Genomic DNA, 25,042 nt, shown 5'->3' with positions numbered 1-25,042 from the left:
CCCGCGCCGGTCGCTTGCGTCAGCCCGCCGTCGACACCGGCAGCCGGAACGTCAGCACGGACCCGCCGTCGCCGCGCGGCGCGGCTTCGAGCGTGCCGCCATGCGCTTCGACGATCGAGCGGCAGATCGCGAGACCCATCCCCATGCCGTTCGATTTCGTCGTGAAGAACGCGTCGAAGATCCGGTTCGCGATCCCGGCGTCGATGCCCGCGCCGCGGTCGGCGATGGAGACGGTCGCGTAGCCGTCGCCGGCCTGCGACGCGATGTCGAGTTCGCGCGATGCGGCCTGCCCGTCCATCGCGTCGAGCGCGTTGGTGACGAGGTTCAGGATCACCTGCTGGATCTGCGTGCGATCGGCCATCACGCGGATCGCGGCGCAATGCAGGTCGACGCGCAGCGCGACCTGCTTCGCGTCGATTTCGGTCGCGGTGAGGTGCAGCATGTCGCGGATCAGGTCGTCGATCGCGAGCGGCGCGAGCGCGGGCGGCGCCTGGCGGGCGAGCGAGCGCAGCGCGCGCACGATGTCGGCCGCGCGGACGCCGGACGCGCGGATGTCGTCGAGGCTCGCGAGCGCCTCGTCGAGATCGGGCGGGGTGCCGCGCAGCCAGCGCATGCCCGCGCCGGCGCTCGACACGATGCTCGTCAGCGGCTGGTTGATCTCGTGCGCGATCGACGCGGCCAGCTCGCCCATCACGGTCATGTGCGCGGTGCGCGCGAGCTCGGTGCGCGCATGCCGCAGCGCGGCCTCGGTTTCGAGCCGGCGCGCGTTTTCGTCGATCAGTTCCGCGTACAGCCGCGCGGACTCCAGCGCGTTGGCCGCCTGCGGCGCGAGCATTTCGAGCATCGCGATGCGGCGCGGCGAAAACACGCCGTTGCTCAGCGCGTTCTCCAGGTACAGCACGCCGATCAGCACACCCTGCTTCAGCAGCGGCAGGCAGAACAGCGAACGCGTGGGGTGCGCGCGCAGGCTGTCGACGTGGTCGGGCAGGCCCTCGCGCTGCGCGTTCGCGAGCACGACCGGCTTGCGGGTGCGCGCGACGGTGTTCAGGATCGACAGCGGGACATCGTGCTCGGTGGGTTCGCTGCGGGCGATCTCGACGACCACGTCGCTGTCGACGATCCGCGCGGCGGCCTCGATCGTCAGCCGGTCGTTGCGGGCGAGCAGCAGCAGGCCGTAGCCGGCACCTGCGTACACGATCATGTTGCGCATCAGCGTCTGGATCAGGCGCTCCAGCACGATTTCCTCGGATAACGAATGGGATGCGCGCATCGCGAGCGCGAAATCGAGGTCTTCGCGCGCGGGCACGGCCGCGCCGCCCGGCGGCGGCTCCATCACGAGGAACGTGTGCTGCGCTTCCAGCGCCTGCGCCTTGCCGGTCGCGCCCCAGCGCCGGTAGCACGCATGCGCGAGCCGCCACTGATGGCGCGCCGGGCCGGTGAGCCCGAGCGACATCGCGTGGCGCGCGGCCAGTTCGTGCGCAAGCGCCTGTTCGTGCACGAAACCCCGTTCCGCGGCGAGGCTGGCCGACGCGTCGTACTGCTGCATCGCCGCGACGTGGTCGCCGCGCACGCGCGCGAATTCGGCGTCGATCAGCGCGAGCTTGTTGCGGAACGTCGCCGGATTCCGCTCGCTCCAGCCGGCGAAGCGCGCGCGCTGCGGCGCGAAGCGTTCGAGCAGCGGCCCGGCCGGCGTCGCGCCGCCGTCGGCCGCGATGCCGGCGAGCACGCTGAACAGGTGGAAATCGGACGTCATGATGTGCGCGGGCGTCGACCACGCGCTTGCCGCGGCCGCGTCGAGCGACGCGCGTGCCGCGGGTGCATCGCCGAAGATGAACGCCGCCTGGCCCGCAAGCACGTCGGTCCAGAACTGCAGGACCGACATCGGCGTTTTCGTCGACACGCGCATGCGCCACGTGCCGACCGGCCGGTCGTAGCCGAACTGCAGCGCGTCGACGAATTCCGACTGGGTGGACACGAGGTCGACGATGTCGTCGTAACGCGCGCCGCGCGCGATCGCGAGCAACGGATCGATCTCGTCGCGAATCGCCGGCAGCGCTTCGCCCATCGACAGCAGGTCGCTGACGATGTGGTTGCAGCTGTAGCACATCCAGCGCAGCTCGGCGCTCGCATTGCCGGCCGCTTTCGCTTCGCGTGCGCGTTCGAGCGCGTAAGACAGCGGCTGGGTCCACACGCTCACCTGGTCGAGCGCGATCAGCGTCGCCGAGCGGTAACGCTCGAAGCCGTGGCGATCGACCAGCGCGAGCGCGACCTTCGCGAATTCGAAGCCGTCTTCATACGCGCCGTGATGCTCGGCGATGCTCACGCCGTACCACGCGAGCCCCTGCACCGATGCGGCGGTGACGCCGTGCTGCAGCGTCAGCCGGACCATCGTCGCGAAATGCAGCAGCGGCAGCCCGCCGCTCGGGTAGAACATCGCGGCTTCGAGCGCGGTCAGCAGGGCCATCGTCGCTTCGACGCGCGAGTCCGTCATCACGGGCAGCCCGACCAGATCGCCGATCGCACGGCCGGCGAGCGCGTCGCGCACGGCGTCGCCGGCCGCCGCGAGATCGGCGGCGGTCGGCGCGGCCGGCAGCGTCACGCCGAGCAGCGCCAGCCCCTGGAGCGCGACGTCGACCGCCTGCCGGTAGCGCGACTCGACCGTGAGCTGCGCGGCCTTCAGCCGGTGGGCCTCGGCGCGGTCGGCCGGCGTGCGCGTGCGCGCCATCAGCTCGTCGATCGTGCTCGATGCCTGCGCGGTCGCGCCGGTCGCGAGCAGCAGGCCGCCGCGCAGCATGCCGATGCGGCTCGCGAGGCCGTAATGCTGCGCCCACGCATGCGGGCCGAGCAGCGTCTGCGCGCACGCGAGAAACGACAGCGCGCGATCGCGCGCGGCGACCGTGGCCGCCGCTTCCGCGGCTGCGACCAGCGCGTCCGCGAAGGCGAGCGCGAGCGTGCGGTCGAGCGGCGCGGTGCGCGCCTGCTCGATCTGGGCGGCCAGTTCCAGCAGCGCTTCGGTCGCTCGGGCACCCGGGCGCGCCAGCATCGCGGCGGCGATCCGGGCGTGGCACTGCGCGCGCTCCGCCCGCCCGGCGAGCGCGTGAACGGACTCGATGACGCGGTCGTGCACGCAACGCCAGCGGTCATCGGCGTGCGACGCGAGGCCGGCGTGGCGCACGGGGTCCATCCAGAACGCGAGTTCGGCGCGCGTCTTCCCGGCGGCGGCACACAACAGCGCGACGTCGGCATCGGTGCCGATGCAGGCCAGCAGCGACAGCAGCGTTCTGGATTCGTGCGGCAGCCGCTGGATGCGGACGGCAAGCAGGCTCACGACATTCTCGGCGAGGTGGTGCGCGTCGAGGTCGGCCGGCTGCCACTGCCATGTCCGCCGCACCGGGTCGTAGGCGAGCAGTTGCTCGTCGATCAGCGTGCGCACGAACTGCTGTACGTAGAACGGATTGCCGCCGGTCCGCCGCGTCACGATGTCGCCGAGCACGGACAGCCGGTCCGGCGCTTCACCGAGCAGGCCGGCCAGCATGTGCGTGACGCCGGGCGCGTCGAGCGGCGCCAGCGTCAGCGCCGACACGCGCGCGGGGGCGAGCTGCTGCAGGAAGCGGCGGAACGCCGGCGGGTGATCGTGCTGCGACCCGCTGCGATAACCGGCGACGATGCAGACGTGGGGCGGCGGATCGAGCGCGACCGACGCGAGGAACGCGAGCGTCGCGTCGTCGGCCCACTGGACGTCATCGAGCGTCATCACCAGCGGCTCGGCCGGTGTCGCGAAGGCGCGGAACGCGTTCACGACGATCCGGCACAGATGAAACTCCGGGATCGCGTCGGTATGGCCGAACGCGACGGGCTCGACATCGAGCAGCCACGCGATCTCCGGAAAGATGCGGGACAGCAGGCTGGCCTGGGCGCCGATGCACGCGCGCAGCCGTGCGACGATCGCGGCGATTTCGTCGTCGCGCCGGGCGAGCACGCTGCCGAACAGTGCGCGCAGCGCCGCCAGCACCGGCGCGTAGGGCCGGGCCGGCTGGAATTGGTCGACCTTCGCCGACGTGCACCAGGCCGTACGCGATGTCGCGCGCGACGCGCGCATGAAGTCCTCGGTCAGCGCGGTCTTGCCGACGCCGGGCGGCCCGTCCACCAGGACGATGGCCGCCTCGCCGGTCTGCAGGACCGCGGCCAGCGCGGCCGCGAGCCGGCGCGATTCGGCTTCCCGGCCGACCAGCCGGTCGGGCGTGCGCAAACCGGCGAGCGGATCGCTGCCGCCGAGCGTGAACGGCTCGACCCGGCCGGCTGCCAGCCAGTCGCGCCGGATGCGTTCGAGATCGTGCTGTACCGCGTCGCAGGACGGGTAGCGCTCGGCCGGCTCCTTTGCGATCAGCTTCAGCAGCAGGTCGCTCAGGATCGCGGGCAGGTCGTTGCGCAGCCCCGTGGCCGGCGACGGCTGCATCGCGACGTGCGCGTGCACCCATTCGGACGTCGACGCCGCCTTGTACGGGAGTGCACCCGTCAGCAGGCGGAACAGCGTGATGCCGAGCGCATACAGGTCGGAGCGCTCGTCGATGTCCGCCCCCTCGGAGACTTCGGGGGCCGCATACGCGGCGAATTCCGCGCGCAGCGGCTCCGCCGCGGCGTGTTCCGTCCGACGATTTCGCGCATGCGCGAACGCGCGCAGCATGACCGTGCCGTCGGGCAGGGCGACGAAACTGGCCGGTTGCAGGTCGCCGTGCAGCCAGCCGAGCCGATGCAGCGCGCCGAGCGTGCGCACCGCGTGGATCGCCGTGTCGAGAAACGCGTCGAGCGGCAGCTGCGCGCCGGCGAGCGTGTCGAACGCGCGTCCGTCGACACGCGGAAAGACGAGCACCGGGCCGTCCGCCGCGCGGATCAGCGCGGCCGGCAGCAGCGCCCATGCCGGATCCAGCACGCCGTTCAATGCGTACTCGCGCTCGAATTGCCGGCAGCGCCCGTCGGATTCCCAGCCGGTCCGGCACGCGGACCACACGCGTCCGGTCTCGGCGTCGGTCAGGTCGAAGTACAGCACGTCGTCTGCACGGACTGCGTTCGACAGGCGGGCGCGTGCCAGCCAGTCGGCATCCATTCGGTTCGTGTCGTCGGGCTTACGCAAGGGTTGGTTCACGATGAGGGCAGGCTGGATGGAACGGGACGCAACGGCATGTCGGCAGGCAGCGGCCGGGCACGATCGCACGCGCGGCATGCCCGGGCATTGTCCGACAGCCCGCGGAAATCTGCAGTACCCCCTCCCGGGGTTGCCGGCGCGCGGGTAGCGTCCCACTAAACCAATAGATAATGGCCGGCACGCGCGCCACCCCATACGATAGGGTCATGCCTGCCGGCCCGCATCGATGCGACCGGACGGGCGGAACAGGGGGTGTCGCCTCGCTGGGCGGCGCACGATGCGGAGCAGCATAAGGCGGGTGCGGATCATGTATACGTTCGGGCGGGTGACGGTTTCCCTTGAGTGCCGCGAAGTCTGCGTCGACGGGCAGCCCCGGTATATCGGTGCCCGGGCATTCGAGATTCTCGAGCTGCTGGTGAAGGCGGCCGGCAAGCTTGTGTCGAAGGACGAGATCATGGAGGCCGTGTGGCCGGACACGATCGTCGTCGAGAACAACATCCAGGTGCACATCTCGACGCTGCGCAAGCTGTTCGGCGGCAAGCACGGCTGGATCCGGACCGAGTCGGGCCGCGGCTACCGGCTCGCGCCGCCGGTCGATGCCACCCATGCAGCCCATGCCGGCCGCGTGCCGGACGCGCTCGAGCCGGTGCGCGGCGTCCGCACGGGTGCCGCACCGCGCAAGTGTCCGCTGATCGGCCGCGAGCCGGAAGCGGCCGAGCTGCACGCGCTGCTCGAACGCGAGGCGTTCGTCACGCTGGTCGGCCCCGGTGGCGTCGGCAAGACGCATCTTGCGCTGGAGGTCGCCGCCGCGTGGTCGGCCGTGCGCGGCATCGAGATGGTCCGGATCGACCTGGCCGGCTGGCCGGGAGGCGCGACGCTGGAGTCCGCGGTGCTGGGCGCGCTCGGCCTGCCGGGCGCCCCGGCCGCCGGGCAGGCGGACGTCGTGCGCGCGATCGGCGGGCAGCGCGTGATGCTGGTGTTCGACAACGCGGAGCAGCATGTCGGCGAACTGGCGGACCTGTGCGAAGCGATCGCCGACGAGAATGCCGGCGCGATCCTCGTCGTGACCAGCCGCGAGCCGCTGCGGGTCGCCGGCGAGCGCGTGTATCGCGTCGGGCCGCTGCCCGTGCCGCCGGCCGGCGCGACCGAAGGCGAGATCGTCGCGTGCGGGGCCGTCCGCATGTTCCTGGCGCGGGCGCGCGCGATGGGCACCGACGTGCCCGCGGATGCGAAGACGCTGGACGCGATCGCGACCGTCTGCCGGCGCCTGAGCGGCCTGCCGCTCGCGCTCGAACTCGGCGCGGCACGCGTCGCGCTGCTCGGGATCCAGGGGCTGGCCGCCGATCTCGACAAGTCGGTGCTGTCGTTGTCCGGCGGCCTGCGGACCGCCCATCCGCGCCAGCAGACGCTGCGGGCCACGATCGAGTGGAGCTACCGGCTGCTCGACGACGCGGAACGCACCGTGCTGTGCCGCCTCGCGGTGTTTCCGGATGCGTTCCCGCTCGACGCGGCGTGCGCGCTCGCCGCGTGCGACGAACTCGGCGGCGCACGCGTGCTCGACTGTCTCGTCAGTCTCGCGTCGAAATCGTTGCTGGTCGTTCATTCGGTCGGGCTGTCGAAGCGTTATTCGCTGCTCGGGGTCGTGCGCGCGTACGCGCTCGAGAAGCTGGCGGAATCGGGGGAAGCGGGCCGCGTGCATGCGCGGTGCGCGTCGTTCACCGCCGCCGAACGCGCGGATTCGCGTCCGCCGGCGCCGGCCGCGCCCGCGCAGCCGCGGCTGGCCGCGGCGCCGTGGGCATGACGCACGGATCGCGGGGGCGGGGCGACGCCCGTCGACGCGGCCCCGCGTTGCATCACGCTGTACTGGATTGACACAATTTTCAGGTTCTCATTTCATGGCCATTGTTTGCATCATCGATGACGATGCGTCGGTCCGTAAGAGTCTCGCCAGCCTGCTGAAATCGGCTGGCCATACTGCATTGCCGTTTGCGTCGGGCGAGGAATTCCTGGCGGCCGATGCGCCGGCCGGCGCGATTTGCGTGCTGGTCGACCTGAAGATGAAAGGGATGAGCGGGCTCGACGTCCAGCGTCAGCTGATTCAGCGCAACGCGACGCTGCCGGTCATCTTCATGTCGGCGCACGGCGACGACGAATCGATCCGCCGCGCGCTGGCGCAAGGCGCGATCGCGTTCCTGCGCAAGCCGTTTCCGTCAGACGACATGCTCAACCTGATCGACCAGATCGCATCCGGTACGCCGCCCGCGTGAACGGCGCTCCACCGGCCGGCCGCGCCGTCCGAAGCGTGGCGGTTCCGCCCGGCATTTTGTTAGTTTATCATTTGATAATGAAGCGGATGCCTACACAGGGAATGCAATGGCGAGTACGCCGGACATGACGTCGAGCGGCAACGGCGGCGCGGGAGAGCCCGCGCCGATCGTCTATGTGGTCGACGACGACGAAACGTTGCGGCGCGCGTTGAGCGCGCTGTTGCGTTCGGCGGGATTTCGCGTGGAGACCTTCGCGTCGTCGCGTGCGTTTCTCGCGTTCGAGCGGCCCGACGTGCCGAGCTGCCTGATCCTCGACGTGCGGCTCGCCGACGAGAGCGGGCTGGCTGTCCAGGAGGCGGCGGTGCGCGCGGGCCTGAACGTGCCGATCCTGTTCATGACGGGTTACGGCGACGTGGCCACGACGGTCAAGGCGATGAAGGGCGGCGCGCTCGATTTCCTGACGAAGCCGTTCGACGACGAGGCGATGCTCGATGCCGTCGGCCGCGCGCTGGAGCGCGACCGCACGCTTCACGCGGTGCGCGGCGCCTATGCGTCGTTGACGCCGCGCGAGCGCGAAGTGATGAGCCAGGTCGTCGCGGGCCTGATGAACAAGCAGATTGCCGCGAATCTCGGCCTTCAGGAAATCACGGTGAAGGTGCATCGGGCCCAGGTGATGAAGAAGATGCGGGTGCGCACGCTGCCGGATCTCGTGCGGCAGGCCGATGCGCTGGGCGTGCGCCCGGCCGGCGCGCGCGACTGAGCGCGCGGGCCCGGCCTGGCGGCGCAACGGTGCGGGCTTCGATGTGGCGGGCCGCGTCGCGACGATGACGACGGCGACGACGACGGTGCTCACGCGGCCACCGTGTTGCCTGCGACCGTGGCTTGCGTGACCGCACGCACGTCGCGTTGCACGGCCGGCCGCGCGGCGGGCGCATCGTCGAACGCGGCAACGAGATGGTCGGCGAGTGCACGGATGCGCGCGGGCAGGTTGCGGCGCGAGTGATAGAGCAGCGATGCATCGAGATCGCCGACCTGCCAGTCGGGCAGCAGGCGAACGAGCGCGCCGTCGCGCTCGAGCGGCCGGGCAAGATGCTCGGGCAGTACCGCGAAACCGGTGCCGCGGGCCGTCGCGAGAATCAGCGTGTCGAGGCAGTTCGAGCTGATCGCGCCGGCAAGACGGATCTCGGCGATCGCGCCGCTGCGCCGATGCCGCAGCGGCCATGCCGACCCGGCGGCGCCCGTCTTGCCACCGTGCGGGGCCATGCGTTCGAGCGCCTGCGGCGTGAGCGCGTCGCCGCAGGCGGCGCGATACCGCGGGCTTGCGTACAGGCCCATCGGGATGCGCCCTAGGCGCCGCTCGACGCACGTGAGGCTCGACGTGCGTGAGGTGACGATCGACAGGTCCGTCGCGCCGTTCAACGCCGCGCTCGGATGATCGGTCCAGTCGATCCGGACCCGTACGAGCGGATGTTGCCGGTTGAAATCGGCGAGCGCCGGCACCAGCCGGTCGGCGCCGAACAGGTTCGACACCTCGATCGAGATCTCGCCCTGCATCTCGCTTGCATTGGCGTGACAGCAGACGGAAAAGTGCTCGTATTGCTCCAGCAGCGCGAGCGCCTGTTCGAGCACGTCGTGGCCAACGCGGGTCAGCGTCACCTTGCGCGTCGTGCGGTGAAACAGCAGCACGCCGAGCGACGTTTCGAGGCACTGGATCGAGCGGCTGACGCAGGGAACGCCGAGCCCGTGAAGCTCGGCGGCTTTCGTGAAGCTGCCGTGCTCGGCAACCGTCTTGAGTATCTCGAGCGTTTTCAGGCGATCCATGACGGGTCTCGCTCCGGTGAATTCGATACGCTCAATGTAGGCAGTGCGCCGGCACCGGGCAACACAAAAAACGTTAGGTAAGCTTAAGAGCAACTTGAAAATTCGTGAGGCCGCCAGAATGACCGGTCGGCCGCACGACGGGTATCTTTCAAAGCCGGTCGTCGCGTTGCGCGACGTTTTGCGGTGCGACGGAGGGCGGCGTCCACCCGCCGCCCAGCGCGCGCACCAGATCGACCGTCGCAATCGCGAGCGCCTGGCGGCTGTGGATCAACTGGCGTTGCGCGTTCAATGCGTCGCGGTCCGCGTCGATGACCTCGAGATAGCTGACGTAGCCATGTGCGTAGCGGCTCAGCGACAGCCGCGCGGCCGCTTCGGTCGAGCGCGCCGCGCTGTCGTAGCGCACGATCCGCTCGTTCTGCGCGGCGATGTCGTTGAGCGCGTCCTGCACCTCGCGCAGCGCGCCCAGCGCGGTCGCCCGATAGTTCGCGTCGGCGAGCGCCGTGCCGGCCGTCGCGGCGGCTACCGCGGCGTCGCGCTTGCCGCCGTCGAACAGCGTTTCGGCCACGCTCGCCCCGAGGCCCCACAGCGAACTGTTGCGCTCGAGAAACGAGCCGAGGTCGCGGCTCGCGAACCCGCCCTGGGCCGTCAGCGTCAGCGTCGGCAGCCATGCGGTGCGGGCAACGCCGGTTTCGAGCGATGCCGCGTCGACACGGCGTGCCGCCGCGTAGACGTCCGGCCGCTGCGCGAGCAGCACGGACGGCAGGCCGGGCGGCACCGCCGGCACGCGAATCGCGGCGGCGGTCGGCGCGACCGTGAAGCCGGTCGGCGACACGCCGGTCAGCACCGCGAGTGCATCGACGAGGTTTTCGCGCAGCCGCCGGCTGTCCGCGAGATCGGCGCGCGCGGTATCGAGATCGGCCGCCGCGCGCAGCGCGTCGAGATCGCTCGCCGCGCCGGCCCGCACGCGCGCGGCGATCACGTCGAGCGCGGTGCGGCGCAGCTCGATCGCGCGGGCGAGCGTCGCCAGATCTTCCTCGACGAAATGCAGCGTCAGGTAGTCGCTCGCGACCTCGGTCGCGACGCGCAGCCGCACGGCCGCGCGATCGGCGTCGGCCTGCAGCACGTTCTGCCTGCCGATTTCCGCGTCGCCGCGCAGGCGGCCCCACAGATCGACTTCATAGCTCGCGTTGAACGGCACCGACCAGTTGTGCATCAGACGCTTCGGCAACGCATTGTCGACCGTGCCGGACACCCGCGAACGGTTGAACGACGGATCGACGCCGACGGTGGGTGAAAGCACGGCTTCGCGCACGCCGAGCAGCGCCTGCGCCTGGTCGACGCGCGCGGCGGCCGCACGGATGTCGAAGTTGCCGGCGAGCGCCGCATCGACGAGCGCGACGAGCGGCGCATCGCCGAACGACGCGGTCCATCCCGCGAGCGACGCGGCCGGTTCGCCGGGCGCATCCGCGTGGCGGAACCGGTCGGTGCCGACCGGGACGGGCGCGAGCGGCTGCGGCGCGATCGTGCAGGCGCCCAGCAGGCCGGCGGCGAGCAGCGCGACGAGGCGGCTCATGGCTGTTCCCGGCCGGCTTGCAGCGTGACGACGACCGACAGGCCGGGCCGGATGCGCGGCTCGGTCGACGCCTGCCCGTCGAGCAGGATCTTGACCGGCACCCGCTGCGTGACCTTCGTGAAGTTGCCGGTCGCGTTGTCGGGCGGCAACAGCGCGAACTGCCCGCCGGTCGCGGGCGACAGGCTGTCGACGTGCCCGTTGAAGGTCAGGTCCGGCAGCGCGTCGAAACGCAGCCGCACGGCATCGCCGGCGCGCACGTGCTTGAGCTGCGTTTCGCGGAAGTTCGCGACGACCCACGGGTGCGGTTCGACCAGCGTGAGCAGCGCCTGGCCCGGCGCGACGTGCTCGCCGGTCTCGACGGTCTTCTTCCCGACGCGGCCGTCCGTCGGCGCGACGACGGTCGTGTACTGCAGCTGCAACTCCGCATCGCGCAAGTCGGCGTCGCCCTGGTGCGACACGGCGTCGGCCGCCTGCCATGCGGCCTGCGCGCTGCGCTGCTGCGCTTGCGCCGCGTCGATGCGGGCACGCGCGGACTTGCGCGCCGCGTTGGCCGCATCGAATTCCTGTTGCGACAACCCGCGCGGCGTCTCGCGGGTCAGCTCGCGCGCCCGTGCGTAGTCGAGTTCGGCCTTCTCGGCGTCGGCGTGCGCGGACACGAGCGTCGCGTCGGCCTGCTCGACCAGCGCCTTCGCGCGCATCGCATCGGCGCGCGCCTGCGCGACGCGCGCACGCTGCAGCGCGACGCGCACGTCGAAATCGCGCGGGTCGAGCCGCACGAGCGGGTCGCCCGCATGCACGAACTGGTTGTCGTCCACCAGCACGCGCTCGACGGTACCGGCCACGCGCGGCGAGATCACGTGCAGGTGGCCCGTCACGTACGCATCGTCGGTGCCGCGTTCATGCGCATCGTATTCGTAGACCAGCAGCGCGACGAGCCCCAACGCGGCGCCGGCGATCAGGACGATCGGCCATTTGCGCGAGCGTGCGGGGGAGGCGGGCGGCGGGTTCGACGCGTTCGTCGGGTTCGTGCTCACAATCGGGTAACTCCATCGAACGGACAGGTTTCTTCACATCGCGCTATGCTTGCGCGAGCCTCAAATACGGGAGCAGCACGACGATGAATACCACGTTCGCCCCCGGTGGCGCGACACCGGGGCCGGCCGCGCCGACCACCGACATACCGACGTTTCGTTCCATCGCCGCGATCGCGGCCGTACTGCTCGGCGCGATCATCTCGACGCTGACCTCGCGCATCACGTCGCTCGGGCTCGCCGACGTACGCGGCGCGCTCGGCGTCGGCTTCGACGAGGGTGCGTGGATCAACACCGCGTTCACCGCGTCGCAGATGTTCGTCGGGCCGCTCGCGATCGCGGCGGCCTTCGTGTTCGGCACGCGCCGCGTGCTGCTGGCGGGCGCCGCGGTATTCCTGGTCGTCGAAAGCATGCTGCCGCTGTGCACCGACTTCGGCACGTTCATCGCACTGCAGAGCGTAGCCGGTTTCGCGTCCGGCGTGTTCGTGCCGTTGACCGTCGGGTTCGTCGTCCGCACGCTGCCGCCGCGGCTCATTCCGTTCGGCATCGCCGCGTATGCGATGAACCTCGAGATGTCGCTGAACCTGTCGGCGACGCTCGAAGGGTGGTACAGCGAACACCTGAGCTGGCGCTGGCTGTTCTGGCAGAACGCGCTGCTGACCGTGCCGTTCATCGTGTGCCTGATGCTGTCGCTGTCCAACGAACCGGTCAAGCGCTTCGCGTCCGGTATCGACACGCGCGGCATGGTGCTCGGCGCCGGCGGGTGCGCGTGCCTGTGCGTCGCGCTCGACCAGGGCGAACGGCTGTTCTGGTTCCAGTCGCCGCTGATCGTCACGTTGCTGTGTGTCGGCATCGTGATGGTGGCCGCGTTCCTGATCCACGAGCTGGCGTCGCGCAGCGCCGGGCTCGATCTCGGTTACCTCGCGCGGCCCAACATCGCGTGGCTGATCGTGCTGGTCGGCCTCGTGCGCTTCACCGTGCTCAACACGAGCTTCATTCCGTCGGCGTTTCTCGCGAGCACCTACGGGCTGCGCCCGCTGCAGATCGGCGACACGCTGCGCTGGATCGCGATCCCGCAGCTGCTGTTCGCGCCATGCGTCGCATGGCTGCTGCAACGCGTCGATCCGCGCCGGCTGATCGTCACCGGCTTCGTGATGGTGGCGTTCGCGTTCGCACTCGGCGCGCGCCTCACGCCCGTGTGGGCCGAACCCGATTTCATCCCGTCGCAGCTGCTGCAGGCACTGGGCCAGACGATGGCGCTCACGTCGGTGATCTTCTTTTTCGGCAAGCACGTGACGGCCGAGCACGCGCTGACGTTCGGCGCGGTCGTGCAGACGACGCGCCTGCTGAGCGGGCAGCTCGGCACGACGTCGATCGCGGTGATCCAGCGCATCATGGAGGCTACCCATTCGAATCTCGTCGGTCTGCATGTCACGCTGTCGGATCCGCAAACGCTGGAGCGGCTGCGGGCCGGCGCGGCGTCGCTGGTCGCGCACGGTGCGACCTTCGCGGCCGGCGACCAGGCGACTTACGCGCTGCTCGACCGGGCGGTTCGCGTCCAGGCGACCACGCTCGCGCTGGCCGACAACTTCAGGGTGGCGATGGCGTTCGCGATCGCGGGTGCGTTGATCGGCTTGCTGCTCAGGCCGGCGCGCACGCCGTGAGCGCCCGCCGCCGCGGCGGCGATCCTGGCGACGGCGCATGCGGCATGCGGAATCGCGTCGGCCTGAAAATTCCTGAAAAATGCTGAAGGGCGCGCCGGCGTGACGGTATGACGGCCAGGCGCGCCGTGTCGCGCGGCTTACGCCTTCAGGAATGCGAGCAGTTCGGCGTTGATCCGTGCGGCATCGACGACGCACATGCCGTGCGAGCCGCCCGGGATCACCTTGAGTTCCGCGTGCTTCACGATCTTCGCGGACAGCCGGGCCGAATCGTCGATCGGCACGATCTGGTCGTCGTCGCCGTGCAGGATCAGCGTCGGCACGTCGATCTTCTTCAGGTCTTCCGTGTAGTCGACCTCGGAGAATTCCTTCACGCACAGGTACTGGCCGTGCACGCCACCCATCATGCCCTGCGCCCAGAACGCATCGATCGTGCCTTGCGACACCTTTGCCTGCGGCCGGTTGAAGCCGAAGAACGGCACCGCGAGATCCTTGTAGAACTGCGAGCGGTTTTCCGCGACGTTCTTGCGGATCCCGTCGAACACGTCCATCGGCAGGCCGCCGGGATTGGTCGCCGACTTCACCATCTGCGGCGGTACGGCGCCGATCAGCACGGCCTTCGCGACGCGCTTCGTGCCGTGCCGGCCGATGTAGTGCGCGACTTCACCGCCGCCGGTGGAATGGCCGACGAGCGTGGCTTCGTGCAGGTCGAGCGCGTTCATCAGCGCGGCGAGATCGTCGGCATACGTGTCCATGTCGTTGCCCTGCGACGGCTGGCTCGAGCGGCCGTGACCGCGGCGGTCGTGCGCGATCACACGGAAGCCGTGCTGCACGAGGAACAGCATCTGCGAATCCCACGCGTCGGCGCACAGCGGCCAGCCGTGCGAGAACACGACCGGACGGCCGCTGCCCCAGTCCTTGTAGTAAATCTGGGTACCGTCTTTCGTGGTGATCGTATTCATCGTATGGGCTCCTGGATGGGTGGAAGCGGCATGCTTGGGGGCAGCCGCGGCGGCTGCCGGCAGCGCGGCGGCTGCAACGGCGGTCGCGCCGGCGAGCAGCATGTCTCGGCGGCGTGCCGAGGGAACGGCGTCGGTATCTGCGGGACGCATGAAGTCTCCTTGAACGTGCGGTACAACGATGCCGCGTTGGATGGTGGGTTCGGATCTGCCCGCAGGCGGCAATCCCGCGGGCAGCCGGCGTGCGTTCGAGCGGCCGCGCGCAGGCCGGCGCGCGAACGTCGTGAACGAAAGCCGACAGGAGCCTATCCCGCGGCCATGCGCGCTGTACTGAAATCGCGCTGAATTTTCGTGAAGCCGTATGTGGTGCACGCCGCGCGACGCGTGTGCGCACCGGCCAGAAAAATTAAGTCTCGCATCAAGACTCTTCAGCGGCGGCCCGCTATCGTCAGTGTCAGGTCATCCCGTCGCGGGCCGGTGCCGGCTCGCGCGGCGGATGACGATCGCGTAGCGGGCGGGTGCAAGGCATCCGGCCCGCCTCACCTGCCTGGATCTGCCATGGACGCATTCGATCGCTGGGAGCACGTGATGACGCTGCTCGACCCGTCGCCGGCCGCACGCCATTGCGCGCCGTCGCTTGTGCGCGACCCGGACACCGCGCGCCGCCGCCATTGCAACGACGCATCGGCCGCGTCGAGCGGCGGCGTGCGCCGTCGTTGCGCGATCATCGCCGCCGAGCGGCAGACCGATTCGTCGGTCCTGGTGTCGTGGAGCGACCCGACGCGCTGCCGCTACGACGAGCAGCGCTGGATCAGCGCGAAGTCGCGCGCACTCGCGCGCTGCGCGCTGACCGGCACGACGATTCGTCCCGGCGACGCGATCTACAAGCCGCAATGGCGCGGGGCCAAGCGTCCCGCGAACTACCGGGAAGTGATCCTCGCGTCCGAGATGGACCGGTTCATCGGCCGGCTGTCCCGGTCGTGACTGCGGACGCGATACCCCGTCCGCCGGCCGACGCCGGCGCGCGCTGCTTTTTCACCACTGAGGAATCCGTATGAGCACGTTCACGACCCGCGACGGCGTGTCGATTCACTACAAGGACTGGGGCGCCGGGCGCCCGGTCGTGTTCATTCACGGCTGGCCGCTGAACGCGGACATGTGGGACGTCCAGATGCATCACCTCGCGTCGAACGGCCTGCGCGGCATCGCCTATGACCGGCGCGGCTTCGGCCGCTCCGGCCAGCCGTGGACGGGATACGACTACGACACGCTGGCGGACGATCTCGCGACGCTGATCGACACGCTCGGGCTGCACGACGTGACGCTCGTCGGCTTCTCGATGGGCGGCGGCGAGCTGGCCCGCTACATCGGCCGGCACGGCACGCGGCACATCGCGAAAGCCGTGCTGATCGGCTCGGTGACGCCGCTGGTCGCGCGGCGCGACGATCATCCGGACGGCGTCGACGTCGCCGTGTTCGACGGGATTCGCGCGGGTATCGTGGCCGATCGCGCGGCGTTCTTCGAGCAATTCTGGCCGCTGTTCACCGGGTCGAACCGGGCCGCTTCGACGATCTCGCGCGCCGCGCTCGACTGGACGTCGTTCATGGCGCTGCAGGCCGGGTTGAAGGGGACACTCGACTGCGTCGGCGCGTTTTCCGAAACCGATTTCCGTGCGGATCTCGACAAGTTCGACGTGCCGACGCTCGTGATTCACGGCGACGACGACCAGACGGCACCGCTCGCGCTCACGGGCGCCGTCACGGCGCGGCGCGTGCCGCATGCGACGCTGAGCATCTACGAGGGCGGCCCGCACGCGTTGTACCTGACGCATGCGCAACGCCTGAACGACGAACTGCTGGCGTTCGCGCGCGCATGATCCGGCGATGGCGGCGGTGACGCGGCCGCACGGGGCCGGCCGGACGGCCGGCTCACTCTGCCCATTTCGACCCGAGCACCAGTCCGCAGAAATTCGTCCGACGATAGTCCGGGTCGCAACGATCGAGCACGTCGGCGGACACGTTGCCGAACGCGGCAGCGGGGCGATGCGCGGTGCCCGCGGCGAGCGCTTCGAGAAACAGGTCCTTGAAGCAAGGGCCGCGCGGCCATGCGCGCACGATCGCATCGCGTTCGGACAGGCTCACCTCGTCGAAGTGATGCGCGAAGAGGTCGGTCTCGACGCCGGCGCCGAGCAACGCCGTCAACGGCGTCATGTACGGGTGGATCCCGAACGTCGCATGCAGCGCGATCGCGCGCCAGACCTCCGCCGCGTCGTCGTCGGCGACGCCGTATCCTCGGAGGAATGCGTGCGCCGCATTCGCGCCGTCGATCTCGAAGCGCCGGCGCGAATGCCGGTAGCGCTCCGTCAAGCCGAAGTGATGGAACAGCGCGGCGACGTACAGCAGCTCGGCGTTGAACGCGATGCCGCGACGCAGCCCGATGATCGATGCAAACGCGAACACGCGCATCGCGTGCCGGAACAGCAGTTCCGGTTCGCACGCGCGTACGGTGTCGGCGGCGTCCCGTGCGAGCGGGGCGTCGGGAATCCTGATGCCGGCGATACGGTTGCCCATGGTCGTGTTCCTCACGGCGTGGTGAAAGTCGCTCGACGCTGGCGCCATCGACCCATCGTTGCGCGCCGCGCCGCTGAATGTCCTGAGCGGCGCCTGAATCGTTATGAACGGAAAATCCGACCGACCGCCGCCCGCGAAATCGGTTACACCACGTCCGGCATGTCTTTTTTTTCCCGGTCTTATCCGCAAATCCGGCGTGCGGTTATATTTAATTGATGAGTCGAAGAAGTTAATTCCGGCAAATTGCAGGTTTTATCCTACGAAACAGATTCATGGATGAATCACTGTTTCGCGTGCAGTGAGCGCGGGATGCCGCACCGCACTGGGGCAGTGGCGCCCGTACGCGGAGACGCCGGGGAAATCGTGGTTTTCATCGATTCAAAAAATTTGCTCAATAGCTTCTGATAATTTGAATCATCTCAAGAGGCAAATGCCGTAGCATGAGCGTCCAATCGATGTCATTTTTGACAGGGCATCGATGCACGCTATCGATTGAAAATTCTCATGATCCGAATTGGAACGCTACACGTATTTCTTGACAGGCGTGAAATTCGCTCGAACGGCAAACTGCTGCGTATCGGCAGTCGCGCATTCGAAATTCTCGAACTCCTGATTCGGGCAAACGGCGCCCTGGTCTCGAAAGACGAGATCATGCAGCGCGTGTGGCCGCACACGGTCGTGGAGGAAAACAACCTGCAGGTGCACGTCGCCGCGTTGCGCAAGGCGCTCGCCGACGATCGCAACCTGATCGTGACGGTGCCGGGGCGCGGCTATCGGCTGGTCGGCGGCCGGGCGGAAGTCGCGGCCCCCGTGCGCGCTGTGACATCGCGGCTGACGGCCGCGCCGACCGCGCTCGTCGGCCGCGAGCAGACCGTCGCCGAGGTGCTGGCGGCGCTCGACACCGCGCGCGTCGTGACGCTGGTCGGGGCGGGCGGCATCGGCAAGACGCGGGTTGCGCTCGAAGCGGCCATGCGCGCCGAAGCCAGTTTTCCGGACGGCGCCGCGTTCGTGTCGCTGGCCACGGTCGCCTGTCCGCAATTCGTGCCCGACGCACTGGCGGCGGCGTTCGGCATCGCACAGTCCGCCGGATCGCTGACGCTCGAGGCGGTGCTGGCCAGCGTCGCGAACCGCCGGATGTTGCTGGTGCTGGACAATTGCGAGCATCTGCTCGACGCGGCCGCGCGGATCGCGAGCGCGCTGACCGAATCCGACGCCGGCTTGCGCGTCCTCGCGACCAGCCGCGAGGCGCTGCGTATCCAGGGCGAGCGGCTGTGTCCGATCCCGCCGCTCGAGGTGCCGCGCGAAGGTGCCGACGATGCCGAAACGCTGGGCGCGAGCGCGGTGCAGCTGTTCTCGGCGCGTGTGCAGGCCGCCGATCCGCGTTTCCCGCTCGACGAACGCAGCGTGTCGCTGATGGCGTCGGTGTGCCGGCGCCTCGACGGCCTGCCGCTCGCGATCGAACTGGCCGCGGCCCGCGCGGCCGTGCTCGGCATCGACGTGCTGGCCGCGCATCTCGACGACCATTTCCGGTTGCTGACCGGCGGGTTTCGCACGGCGCTGCCGCGTCATCAGACGCTGCAGGCGATGTACGACTGGAGCTACCGCCTGCTCGGCGATGCGGAGCGTCTGCTGTTGCGATGGCTCGGCGTATTCCGCGACACCTTCTCGATCGACGCGGTGCGGGAGATCGTCGGGGCCACGCGGCTGGCCGATGCGGACCTGCTCGACACGATCGCCGGCCTCGTATCGAAGTCGCTGCTGAGTCTCGAAAGCGCGCACGGCGCACCGCGTTACCGTCTGCTGACGACGACGCGTGCGTACGCGCTGCAGCAGCTCGAGAACAACGGCGAATGCGCGGCCGCCGCCCGCGCTCACGCGAACTACTTCCACGCGCTGTTCCGGCTCGCGCCGGTCGACGACGGCGGGCCGCTCGCCGAATCGCGGCTCGACGTGATCCGGCGCGAGCTCGGCAACCTGCGCGCGGCGCTCGACTGGGCGTTTTCGCCGAACGGCGATGCGGAGATCGGCATCGCGCTGGCGGCCGTGGCGGTGCCATGCCTGTTCGACCTGTCGCTGGTCGACGAATGTCGCGAACGCGCGCGCGCGGCGCTCGATTCGATGCGCGACATGGACGAGACGCGCACGCGCGACGACGCGCGCGTGCGTCTGCTCGCCGCGTATGCGGCCGCGCTTGCCCATACCGCCGGGTCGACGCAGGTCGCGCACGACGCGTGGTCGGAAGTGCACGCGCTCGGGTTCGACACAGGCGAGAGCGAGCTGCCGCCGCGCGAATCGTAGCGGCGCGCGGCCGTCGCGGCTTCAGAACGTTTCAGGCTGAACACATGACCGGGCCGGCCGGTGCGTCTACATTGATCGGACGCACGGATCGTCGGCGATACGCGGGCAGGCGGGCACGCCACCGGCTCGCGCTGCGGCGACGCGCGGTCGCGACGCCGCTGAACGCCGGCGCGGGGCGGCGGTCGCCACACGTGCGGCCGCGGCGGCTTCGCGCGTCATCGAACGACTACCGCATGAAACCTGTCCAGTCCGACCTTTCGCGCCACGATTCACCGCCCGCGGCCACACGCCGGATCGGGCCGTGGGCGATGTGCGCGCGCGGGTTCCGCGCGCGTCGCTTGTCACGCTTGCCGCCCGCTCCATCATGCTGAACCTTTCCGCCACCGTCGCTTACGGCGCACCGATCGTCATTGCCGATCTCGTCGCATGGCGATTGCTCGGGCCCGGCCGTTCGACGGCGAAGGCGATAGGGCGCTGCGCGTCGTTCGCCGCGCTGACCTATGTGCTGTTCGCGACCGGCGTGAGCCCGCTCGCGGTGCCGCCGTCGCCCGACCGGCTCGACCGGCTGGCGATCCAGGTGATCGGGGTCGCGTGGTGGCTGCAGTGCGCGCTCGTGTTCAGCCTGATGCTCGACCATCTGCTGCTGCCGCGCGCGTGGCGCACCCAACGGCTGTTTCACGACATCGCCGCCGGCGCCGTGTTCGGCGCGGCCGCGGTGGCCGCGCTCGGCTATGTGCTGGGCCTGCCGCTGAGCGGGCTGGTCGCGACGTCGGGTGCGGTGGCCGTGATCCTCGGGCTGGCCGTCCAGAACACGCTGAACGACGTGTTCTCCGGCCTCGTGCTGAATACCACCCAGCCGTTCCGGCTCGGCGACACGGTGGCCATCGGCGAGCTGGAAGGGCGCATCGTCGAAAGCAACTGGCGCGCGACCAAGCTGATCGACGGCCTCGGCAATCTGGTCGTCGTGCCGAACAGCACGGCGGCGAAGACGACGATCGTCAACCTGAGCGAACCCGAGAACGTGCACGGCGTGACGTTGACGATCGAGATCGATCCGGAAGTGCGGCCGGCCATCGTCGTCGATGCGCTCGACCGCGCCGCCGCCAGCTCGCTGGACGTGCTGCCCCGTCCCGCACCGGTTTCGGTCGTCAAGGCGTTCCGTACCAATTCCGTCGAATACGAGCTCGTCTGCTACGTCGATGCGCTGCAGAAGAAGATCGCCGTGCGCAACCAACTCTACGACCTGGCCCACCGGCACCTGGCCGCCGCGGACATCGCGTTGCGCCCGCTGGGCGGGACGGCCGCGACGCACCGGCCGGTATCGCGCGGGCAACGGCTGCTGCGCGCGGTCGAACTCTTCCGGCAGCTCGGCGACGACGATCTGGCGGTGCTCGCCGATGCGCTCGCGTCACGCGTGTTTCACAAAGGGGACGTGATCTATGCGTCGAATGCCGATACGCGCCTGCTGACGATCGTCGGGGCCGGCGTCGCGTCGGTGTTCGTGCCGGGCGCGGCGGGGGACATCGAGGTCAGGCGGATGGCGCCGGGCGACGCGATCGGCCAGTCCGTCGTGCTGGCCGGCACGCAACTGCATGCGAGCGTCCATGCGGTGACGACGGTGACGGCGTTTCAGCTGAGCAGCGGCGACCTGTCGCCGCTGATCGCGCGCAAGCCCGAGCTCGGGCGGCTGATGTGCGAATCGCTGTCCGAACACATCGCGACCGAGGAGAAGATGATGATCCCGCCGGCCGCGAGTGCGCATGCGTCGTTCAAACTGATCGAGTGGCTCGAGAAGGAGATGAAGCGCCTGCACGATTCGTTCGGCTGATGCGGGGCGGTTGCCTGCGGCCGGGGGCCAACGCGGGCCGCGGGCGGCGGGCGGCGGGCGGCGGCATCAGACGAGCGCGGTAAACCGGTCGACGAGATCGGGTTGATCGAGCTGGTCGACCCACCAGTGCAGCGCGCGTCCGGCTTCGTCGCCACGCCACGCGAGATAGCACTGCGTCGTGTCGCGCATGCCGGTCACCTCGCGTGCGACGAGCTTGCCCTGCGCGATCGCGCGTGCCGCGATGCAATCCGGGAGCGTGCCCACCGCGAGCCCTTCGCACTGCGCGGCCAGTTTTGCGGCGAGAGTGGGGACCGCGAGATACGGCTGCCCGGCATCGATCGCGACCGAGCGCGGCTGCAGCTCGCGCGATGTATCGCTGATCACGGCGCCGCGATACTCGACGACGGACGCCATCGACAGCGGCTCGGGCAATGCCGCGAGCGGATGGGTGGGCGCGACGGCGAATACATGACGGAGCGAGCCGATCGGCCGTGCGACGATGTCCGGCAGTTCAGGCGGCTCGCCTGCCGCGCCGACGACGAGATCCGCGCGCCGCGAAATCAGCGCATCCCAGGTGCCGCCGAGGACTTCGGTGGACAGGCGCAGCCGCGTGTCCATCTCGAGCCCGTAGAACGCATGCACGTATGGCCACAATGCCTCGAAGGGCAGGATCTCGTCGATGCAGATGCGCACCTCGGTTTCCCAGCCTTGCTGCGCGCGCTGCGCTTTCAGTTCGAGCTGCTCGGCCGCATGCAGGAGCCGGCGGCCTTCCTCGACGACCACGCGCCCCGCGTGCGTGAGCTTCGCGCGGCGTCCGCTGCGGTCGAACAGCGCGACGCCGAGATCGCTTTCGAGCTTTTGCACGAGATAGGTCAGCGCGGACGGTACGCGGTGCAGCAACTCGGCGGCCTCGGCGAACGTGCCGGTGCGGTCGATCGCGTCCAGTGCCTCAAGCGCTTCGAATGACAGCTTCATGATGAATTCCACGGGGGCATCGGGCTGTCATGTTATCGCCAAGCACGCCCGGCTCCAACACGATTCACGACAATTCAGCCGCGTACGCGATCGGAGCGCCCTCGATCGGCGCGCATCAGGCTGGCGTCGACGGCCCTTTCTTCGCGGCGGCCCGGGTGGCCTGCGCACCGGGCAGCGTGCCGAACATGTGCTGGCCGCACTTCGCGTCGCTCCACGCGGTTTTCAGCTGGATCCCGGACAGCACGCGGCGTGCGACCGGCAGGATCTGTTCGCCGGCGAGGATGCCCAGCAGGCCGGCCAATGCGACGGTGGGCGGCGCCGGCGATGCAACCCCGATCAGCGCGTAGACGACGCCCGCGAGGATGCCGGCCAATAACGATGCAATATAGGACGTCATGATTCGAATAAGGGAAATGACAACCGTGTGAAAAATACGGATAAATACCGATCGGTCGATGATCGGAAAATCAATTTGGAGCGTAGCAGGTCTGCTCCGGAGGCGCGTATTTAATTCGGCGGTTTTAAGATCTTTTAAGGCCTGAATTTAGGGTTTTTATTAATCAAATCGATTAATTGGCGCTACGATGAATTCGCGTGTTGAATGACACCGGCTGGTAGGCGAACCTCCCGTCACAGCGCAGTGGGCGCCTCCCGGTTGGCCGGTGAGGCTGGCTCTCTCTTTTCCCGCGTCAAAGGATATGACCGCCATGAGCAATCCGAAACTTGAAGTTCTCACTCCCCACAACAGCCAGATCATCTTCATCGATCAGCAGCCGCAGATGGCGTTCGGCGTGCAGTCGATCGACCGCCAGGTACTGAAGAACAACGTCGTCGGGCTCGCGAAGGCCGCGAAGGTGTTCAACATCCCGACCACGATCACGACGGTCGAGAGCGACAGCTTCTCGGGTTACACCTACCCCGAACTGCTCGACGTGTTCCCGAACCAGAAGACGCTCGAACGTACGTCGATGAACTCGTGGGACGACCAGAAGGTGCGCGACGCGCTGGCCGCGAACGGCCGCAAGAAGGTGGTCGTGTCGGGCCTGTGGACGGAAGTCTGCAATACGACGTTCGCGCTCTGCGCGATGCTCGAAGGCGACTACGAGATCTACATGGTCGCCGATGCGTCGGGCGGCACGTCGAAGGACGCGCACGACTTCGCGATGCAGCGGATGGTGCAGGCCGGCGTCGTGCCGGTGACCTGGCAGCAGGTGCTGCTCGAATGGCAGCGCGACTGGGCGCACCGCGAAACTTATGACGCGGTGATGGCGATCGCGAAGGAACACTCGGGCGCGTACGGGATGGGTGTCGACTACGCGTACACGATGGTCCACAAGACTGCACCGCGCACGGCGACGCCGCACGAGTCGATTCCGCCGGTTCCGGCGAAGTAATCGCGGGCAGTTGCGACTGCCCGTGCCGATGCCGCGTGTTCTGCACGAATACGCGCCATCGGCTCCATGAAAATCGCGGGCGGCTGCCGTGACTGCCTCACGGATGTCGCCCGCGCCTGTTTTCCAGGACGTAAAGCCTGCATTTCAACCTGACCGGGACATTGATCGTATGGAACCTTATCTGGTTTCCCTTGGCGCGGGTTTGCTGATCGGCGTGATCTACAGCGCGATCAAGGTCCGTTCTCCGGCGCCGCCGCTGATTGCCCTTGTCGGGTTGCTCGGCATGGTGATCGGCGTGCAGGCCATTCCCGCCGTCAAACAGCTTTTTGGCTTCTGATCGATACGAGGTGACGCACATGACCGCAACCGAGTCCCAACCGGATCTGATCCTTCACAACGGAAGGTTCACGACCCTCGACCGCGCGAACCCCGTCGCGACCGCCGTCGCAATCAAGGACGGCCGCTTCGTCGCCGTCGGCCACGACGCGGACGTGATGCCGCTCGCGGGCCGCGCGACGAAGGTCGTCGATCTCGAGGGCCGCGGCGCGCTGCCGGGCCTGATCGACAACCACTGCCACGTGATTCGCGGCGGCCTGAACTACAACATGGAACTGCGTTGGGACGGCGTGCCGTCGCTCGCGGTTGCAATGGACATGCTCAAGCGGCAGGTGGCGATCACGCCCGCGCCGCAATGGGTGCGCGTGGTCGGCGGCTTCACCGAGCACCAGTTCGCCGAGAAGCGCCTGCCGACGATCGACGAACTCAACGCGGCCGCGCCCGATACGCCGGTGTTCATCCTGCACCTGTACGATCGCGCGCTGCTGAACGCGGCCGCGCTGCGCGTGGTCGGCTACACGAAGGACACGCCGGAGCCGCCGGGCGGCACGATCCTGCGCGATGCCGCGGGCAACCCGACCGGGCTGCTGCTCGCGAACCCGAACGCGACGATCCTGTACGCGACGCTCGCGAAGGGGCCGAAGCTGCCGTTCGAATACCAGTACAACTCGACGCGCCACTTCATGCGCGAACTGAACCGTCTCGGCGTGACCGGCGTGATCGATGCGGGCGGCGGTTCGCAGAACTATCCGGACGACTACGAGGTGATCCGCAAGCTGCACGACGCGGGCGAGATGACGATCCGGATCGCGTACAACCTGTTCACGCAGAAGCCGAACGCCGAGAAGGAAGACTTCGTGAACTGGACGAAGAGCACGAAGTATCACGACGGCACCGACTACTTCCGCAACAACGGCGCGGGCGAAATGCTGGTGTTCTCGGCGGCCGACTTCGAGGACTTCCGCGTCGCGCGTCCGGACCTGCCGGCGCAGATGGAAGACGATCTCGAGGGCGTCGTGCGCGTGCTCGCGCAGAACCGCTGGCCGTGGCGCATGCATGCGACGTACGACGAAACGATCAGCCGCGCGCTCGACGTGTTCGAGAAGGTGAACAAGGACATCCCGCTCGAAGGGCTGAACTGGTTCTTCGATCACGCGGAAACCATCACCGAAAAGTCGATGGATCG

The 25,042-nt window shown here is 68.9% G+C and carries 19 protein-coding genes; 11 read left to right on the top strand and 8 right to left on the bottom strand.

Features of this window, described 5'->3' with window-relative positions:
- Nucleotides 1-19 precede the first annotated feature (19 nt).
- Nucleotides 20-5,104 (bottom strand): trifunctional serine/threonine-protein kinase/ATP-binding protein/sensor histidine kinase, encoded by a 5,085-nt coding sequence (locus ACTJLD_RS39585; protein ID WP_440661539.1) that lies wholly within the window; start codon nucleotides 5,102-5,104, stop codon nucleotides 20-22.
- A 346-nt stretch (nucleotides 5,105-5,450) separates the two neighbouring features.
- Between ACTJLD_RS39585 and ACTJLD_RS39580 the strand changes: the two genes are divergently transcribed.
- The 3 genes from ACTJLD_RS39580 (at nucleotide 5,451) to ACTJLD_RS39570 (ending at nucleotide 8,170) form a co-directional block, all read left to right on the top strand.
- Nucleotides 5,451-6,944: a winged helix-turn-helix domain-containing protein gene (locus tag ACTJLD_RS39580; protein WP_440661538.1), complete on the top strand. Its 1,494-nt coding sequence runs from the start codon at nucleotides 5,451-5,453 to the stop codon at nucleotides 6,942-6,944.
- A 94-nt stretch (nucleotides 6,945-7,038) separates the two neighbouring features.
- Nucleotides 7,039-7,410, top strand: a complete 372-nt coding sequence (locus ACTJLD_RS39575) for a response regulator transcription factor (protein WP_059693306.1) — start codon at nucleotides 7,039-7,041, stop codon at nucleotides 7,408-7,410.
- Nucleotides 7,411-7,516: 106 nt separating this feature from the next.
- The gene (locus tag ACTJLD_RS39570) at nucleotides 7,517-8,170 is read left to right on the top strand and encodes a response regulator transcription factor (protein ID WP_027792633.1); all 654 of its coding nucleotides are present in this window, start codon (nucleotides 7,517-7,519) and stop codon (nucleotides 8,168-8,170) included.
- Nucleotides 8,171-8,259: 89 nt separating this feature from the next.
- Here the strand turns inward: ACTJLD_RS39570 and ACTJLD_RS39565 are convergent, their stop codons facing one another.
- The 3 genes from ACTJLD_RS39565 to ACTJLD_RS39555 form a co-directional block, all read right to left on the bottom strand.
- Nucleotides 8,260-9,231 (bottom strand): LysR family transcriptional regulator, encoded by a 972-nt coding sequence (locus ACTJLD_RS39565; protein ID WP_440661537.1) that lies wholly within the window; start codon nucleotides 9,229-9,231, stop codon nucleotides 8,260-8,262.
- A gap of 148 nt (nucleotides 9,232-9,379) precedes the next feature.
- Nucleotides 9,380-10,804: an efflux transporter outer membrane subunit gene (locus ACTJLD_RS39560; protein WP_440661536.1), complete on the bottom strand. Its 1,425-nt coding sequence runs from the start codon at nucleotides 10,802-10,804 to the stop codon at nucleotides 9,380-9,382.
- A complete protein-coding gene (locus tag ACTJLD_RS39555) occupies nucleotides 10,801-11,838 on the bottom strand; it encodes an HlyD family secretion protein (protein WP_088611308.1) in 1,038 nt (345 codons plus the stop codon). The genes ACTJLD_RS39560 and ACTJLD_RS39555 overlap by 4 nt, the downstream gene beginning before the upstream one ends.
- Before the next feature lie 83 nt (nucleotides 11,839-11,921).
- Here ACTJLD_RS39555 and ACTJLD_RS39550 point away from each other — a divergent pair, with 83 nt between their 5' ends.
- Entirely contained in the window at nucleotides 11,922-13,499 is a 1,578-nt protein-coding gene (locus ACTJLD_RS39550) for an MFS transporter (RefSeq protein ID WP_440661534.1), read from the top strand.
- A gap of 137 nt (nucleotides 13,500-13,636) precedes the next feature.
- On the opposite strand, the gene ACTJLD_RS39545 is transcribed toward ACTJLD_RS39550, so the two are convergent.
- The gene (locus ACTJLD_RS39545; RefSeq protein WP_027792637.1) at nucleotides 13,637-14,458 is read right to left on the bottom strand and encodes an alpha/beta fold hydrolase; all 822 of its coding nucleotides are present in this window, start codon (nucleotides 14,456-14,458) and stop codon (nucleotides 13,637-13,639) included.
- Nucleotides 14,459-15,013: 555 nt separating this feature from the next.
- Here ACTJLD_RS39545 and ACTJLD_RS39540 point away from each other — a divergent pair.
- Together ACTJLD_RS39540 and ACTJLD_RS39535 are read left to right on the top strand one after the other, a co-directional pair.
- Nucleotides 15,014-15,439, top strand: a complete 426-nt coding sequence (locus ACTJLD_RS39540) for a DUF3331 domain-containing protein (protein ID WP_027792638.1) — start codon at nucleotides 15,014-15,016, stop codon at nucleotides 15,437-15,439.
- Nucleotides 15,440-15,509: 70 nt separating this feature from the next.
- The gene (locus ACTJLD_RS39535) at nucleotides 15,510-16,331 is read left to right on the top strand and encodes an alpha/beta fold hydrolase (protein WP_440661531.1); all 822 of its coding nucleotides are present in this window, start codon (nucleotides 15,510-15,512) and stop codon (nucleotides 16,329-16,331) included.
- Nucleotides 16,332-16,383: 52 nt separating this feature from the next.
- Here ACTJLD_RS39535 and ACTJLD_RS39530 read toward each other — a convergent pair whose 3' ends face one another.
- A complete protein-coding gene (locus ACTJLD_RS39530) occupies nucleotides 16,384-17,025 on the bottom strand; it encodes an HD domain-containing protein (RefSeq protein ID WP_440661530.1) in 642 nt (213 codons plus the stop codon).
- A 504-nt stretch (nucleotides 17,026-17,529) separates the two neighbouring features.
- Between ACTJLD_RS39530 and ACTJLD_RS39525 the strand changes: the two genes are divergently transcribed.
- Nucleotides 17,530-19,323, top strand: a complete 1,794-nt coding sequence (locus ACTJLD_RS39525; RefSeq protein WP_060317702.1) for an ATP-binding protein — start codon at nucleotides 17,530-17,532, stop codon at nucleotides 19,321-19,323.
- 364 nt (nucleotides 19,324-19,687) lie between these two features.
- A complete protein-coding gene (locus ACTJLD_RS39520) occupies nucleotides 19,688-21,151 on the top strand; it encodes a mechanosensitive ion channel family protein (protein ID WP_027792642.1) in 1,464 nt (487 codons plus the stop codon).
- A 66-nt stretch (nucleotides 21,152-21,217) separates the two neighbouring features.
- On the opposite strand, the gene ACTJLD_RS39515 is transcribed toward ACTJLD_RS39520, so the two are convergent.
- On the bottom strand, nucleotides 21,218-22,126 hold the full coding sequence (locus ACTJLD_RS39515) for a LysR family transcriptional regulator (RefSeq protein WP_060084585.1): 909 nt from the start codon (nucleotides 22,124-22,126) through the stop codon (nucleotides 21,218-21,220).
- A 115-nt stretch (nucleotides 22,127-22,241) separates the two neighbouring features.
- Nucleotides 22,242-22,523, bottom strand: a complete 282-nt coding sequence (locus ACTJLD_RS39510; RefSeq protein ID WP_027792644.1) for a XapX domain-containing protein — start codon at nucleotides 22,521-22,523, stop codon at nucleotides 22,242-22,244.
- A gap of 310 nt (nucleotides 22,524-22,833) precedes the next feature.
- Here ACTJLD_RS39510 and ACTJLD_RS39505 point away from each other — a divergent pair, with 310 nt between their 5' ends.
- The 3 genes from ACTJLD_RS39505 to ACTJLD_RS39495 form a co-directional block, all read left to right on the top strand.
- Nucleotides 22,834-23,520, top strand: coding sequence for a hydrolase (locus tag ACTJLD_RS39505; protein WP_060194573.1), 687 nt, complete (start codon nucleotides 22,834-22,836; stop codon nucleotides 23,518-23,520).
- Between the two features lie 169 nt (nucleotides 23,521-23,689).
- Nucleotides 23,690-23,857, top strand: a complete 168-nt coding sequence (locus tag ACTJLD_RS39500) for a DUF1427 family protein (protein WP_009692709.1) — start codon at nucleotides 23,690-23,692, stop codon at nucleotides 23,855-23,857.
- Between the two features lie 19 nt (nucleotides 23,858-23,876).
- Nucleotides 23,877-25,042: amidohydrolase (locus ACTJLD_RS39495; protein ID WP_440661527.1), on the top strand; the 1,166-nt coding region annotated here is incomplete at its 3' end.

Source organism: Burkholderia sp. 22088, from assembly GCF_052045915.1.
Lineage (GTDB): Bacteria > Pseudomonadota > Gammaproteobacteria > Burkholderiales > Burkholderiaceae > Burkholderia > Burkholderia cepacia.
The sequence above is the reverse complement of the archived record's forward strand: the minus strand, read 5'-3'. Positions and strand labels throughout refer to the sequence as shown.

Excerpts from the sequence above, each read along its gene's own strand:
- ACTJLD_RS39585 (WP_440661539.1), bottom strand. The coding sequence starts at position 5,104 with ATGGATGCCGACTGGCTGGCACGCGCCCGCCTGTCGAACGCAGTCCGT.
- ACTJLD_RS39580 (WP_440661538.1), top strand. The coding sequence starts at position 5,451 with ATGTATACGTTCGGGCGGGTGACGGTTTCCCTTGAGTGCCGCGAAGTC.
- ACTJLD_RS39575 (WP_059693306.1), top strand. The coding sequence starts at position 7,039 with ATGGCCATTGTTTGCATCATCGATGACGATGCGTCGGTCCGTAAGAGT.
- ACTJLD_RS39570 (WP_027792633.1), top strand. The coding sequence starts at position 7,517 with ATGGCGAGTACGCCGGACATGACGTCGAGCGGCAACGGCGGCGCGGGA.
- ACTJLD_RS39565 (WP_440661537.1), bottom strand. The coding sequence starts at position 9,231 with ATGGATCGCCTGAAAACGCTCGAGATACTCAAGACGGTTGCCGAGCAC.
- ACTJLD_RS39560 (WP_440661536.1), bottom strand. The coding sequence starts at position 10,804 with ATGAGCCGCCTCGTCGCGCTGCTCGCCGCCGGCCTGCTGGGCGCCTGC.
- ACTJLD_RS39550 (WP_440661534.1), top strand. The coding sequence starts at position 11,922 with ATGAATACCACGTTCGCCCCCGGTGGCGCGACACCGGGGCCGGCCGCG.
- ACTJLD_RS39545 (WP_027792637.1), bottom strand. The coding sequence starts at position 14,458 with ATGAATACGATCACCACGAAAGACGGTACCCAGATTTACTACAAGGAC.
- ACTJLD_RS39540 (WP_027792638.1), top strand. The coding sequence starts at position 15,014 with ATGGACGCATTCGATCGCTGGGAGCACGTGATGACGCTGCTCGACCCG.
- ACTJLD_RS39535 (WP_440661531.1), top strand. The coding sequence starts at position 15,510 with ATGAGCACGTTCACGACCCGCGACGGCGTGTCGATTCACTACAAGGAC.
- ACTJLD_RS39530 (WP_440661530.1), bottom strand. The coding sequence starts at position 17,025 with ATGGGCAACCGTATCGCCGGCATCAGGATTCCCGACGCCCCGCTCGCA.
- ACTJLD_RS39525 (WP_060317702.1), top strand. The coding sequence starts at position 17,530 with ATGATCCGAATTGGAACGCTACACGTATTTCTTGACAGGCGTGAAATT.
- ACTJLD_RS39520 (WP_027792642.1), top strand. The coding sequence starts at position 19,688 with ATGCTGAACCTTTCCGCCACCGTCGCTTACGGCGCACCGATCGTCATT.
- ACTJLD_RS39515 (WP_060084585.1), bottom strand. The coding sequence starts at position 22,126 with ATGAAGCTGTCATTCGAAGCGCTTGAGGCACTGGACGCGATCGACCGC.
- ACTJLD_RS39510 (WP_027792644.1), bottom strand. The coding sequence starts at position 22,523 with ATGACGTCCTATATTGCATCGTTATTGGCCGGCATCCTCGCGGGCGTC.
- ACTJLD_RS39505 (WP_060194573.1), top strand. The coding sequence starts at position 22,834 with ATGAGCAATCCGAAACTTGAAGTTCTCACTCCCCACAACAGCCAGATC.
- ACTJLD_RS39500 (WP_009692709.1), top strand. The coding sequence starts at position 23,690 with ATGGAACCTTATCTGGTTTCCCTTGGCGCGGGTTTGCTGATCGGCGTG.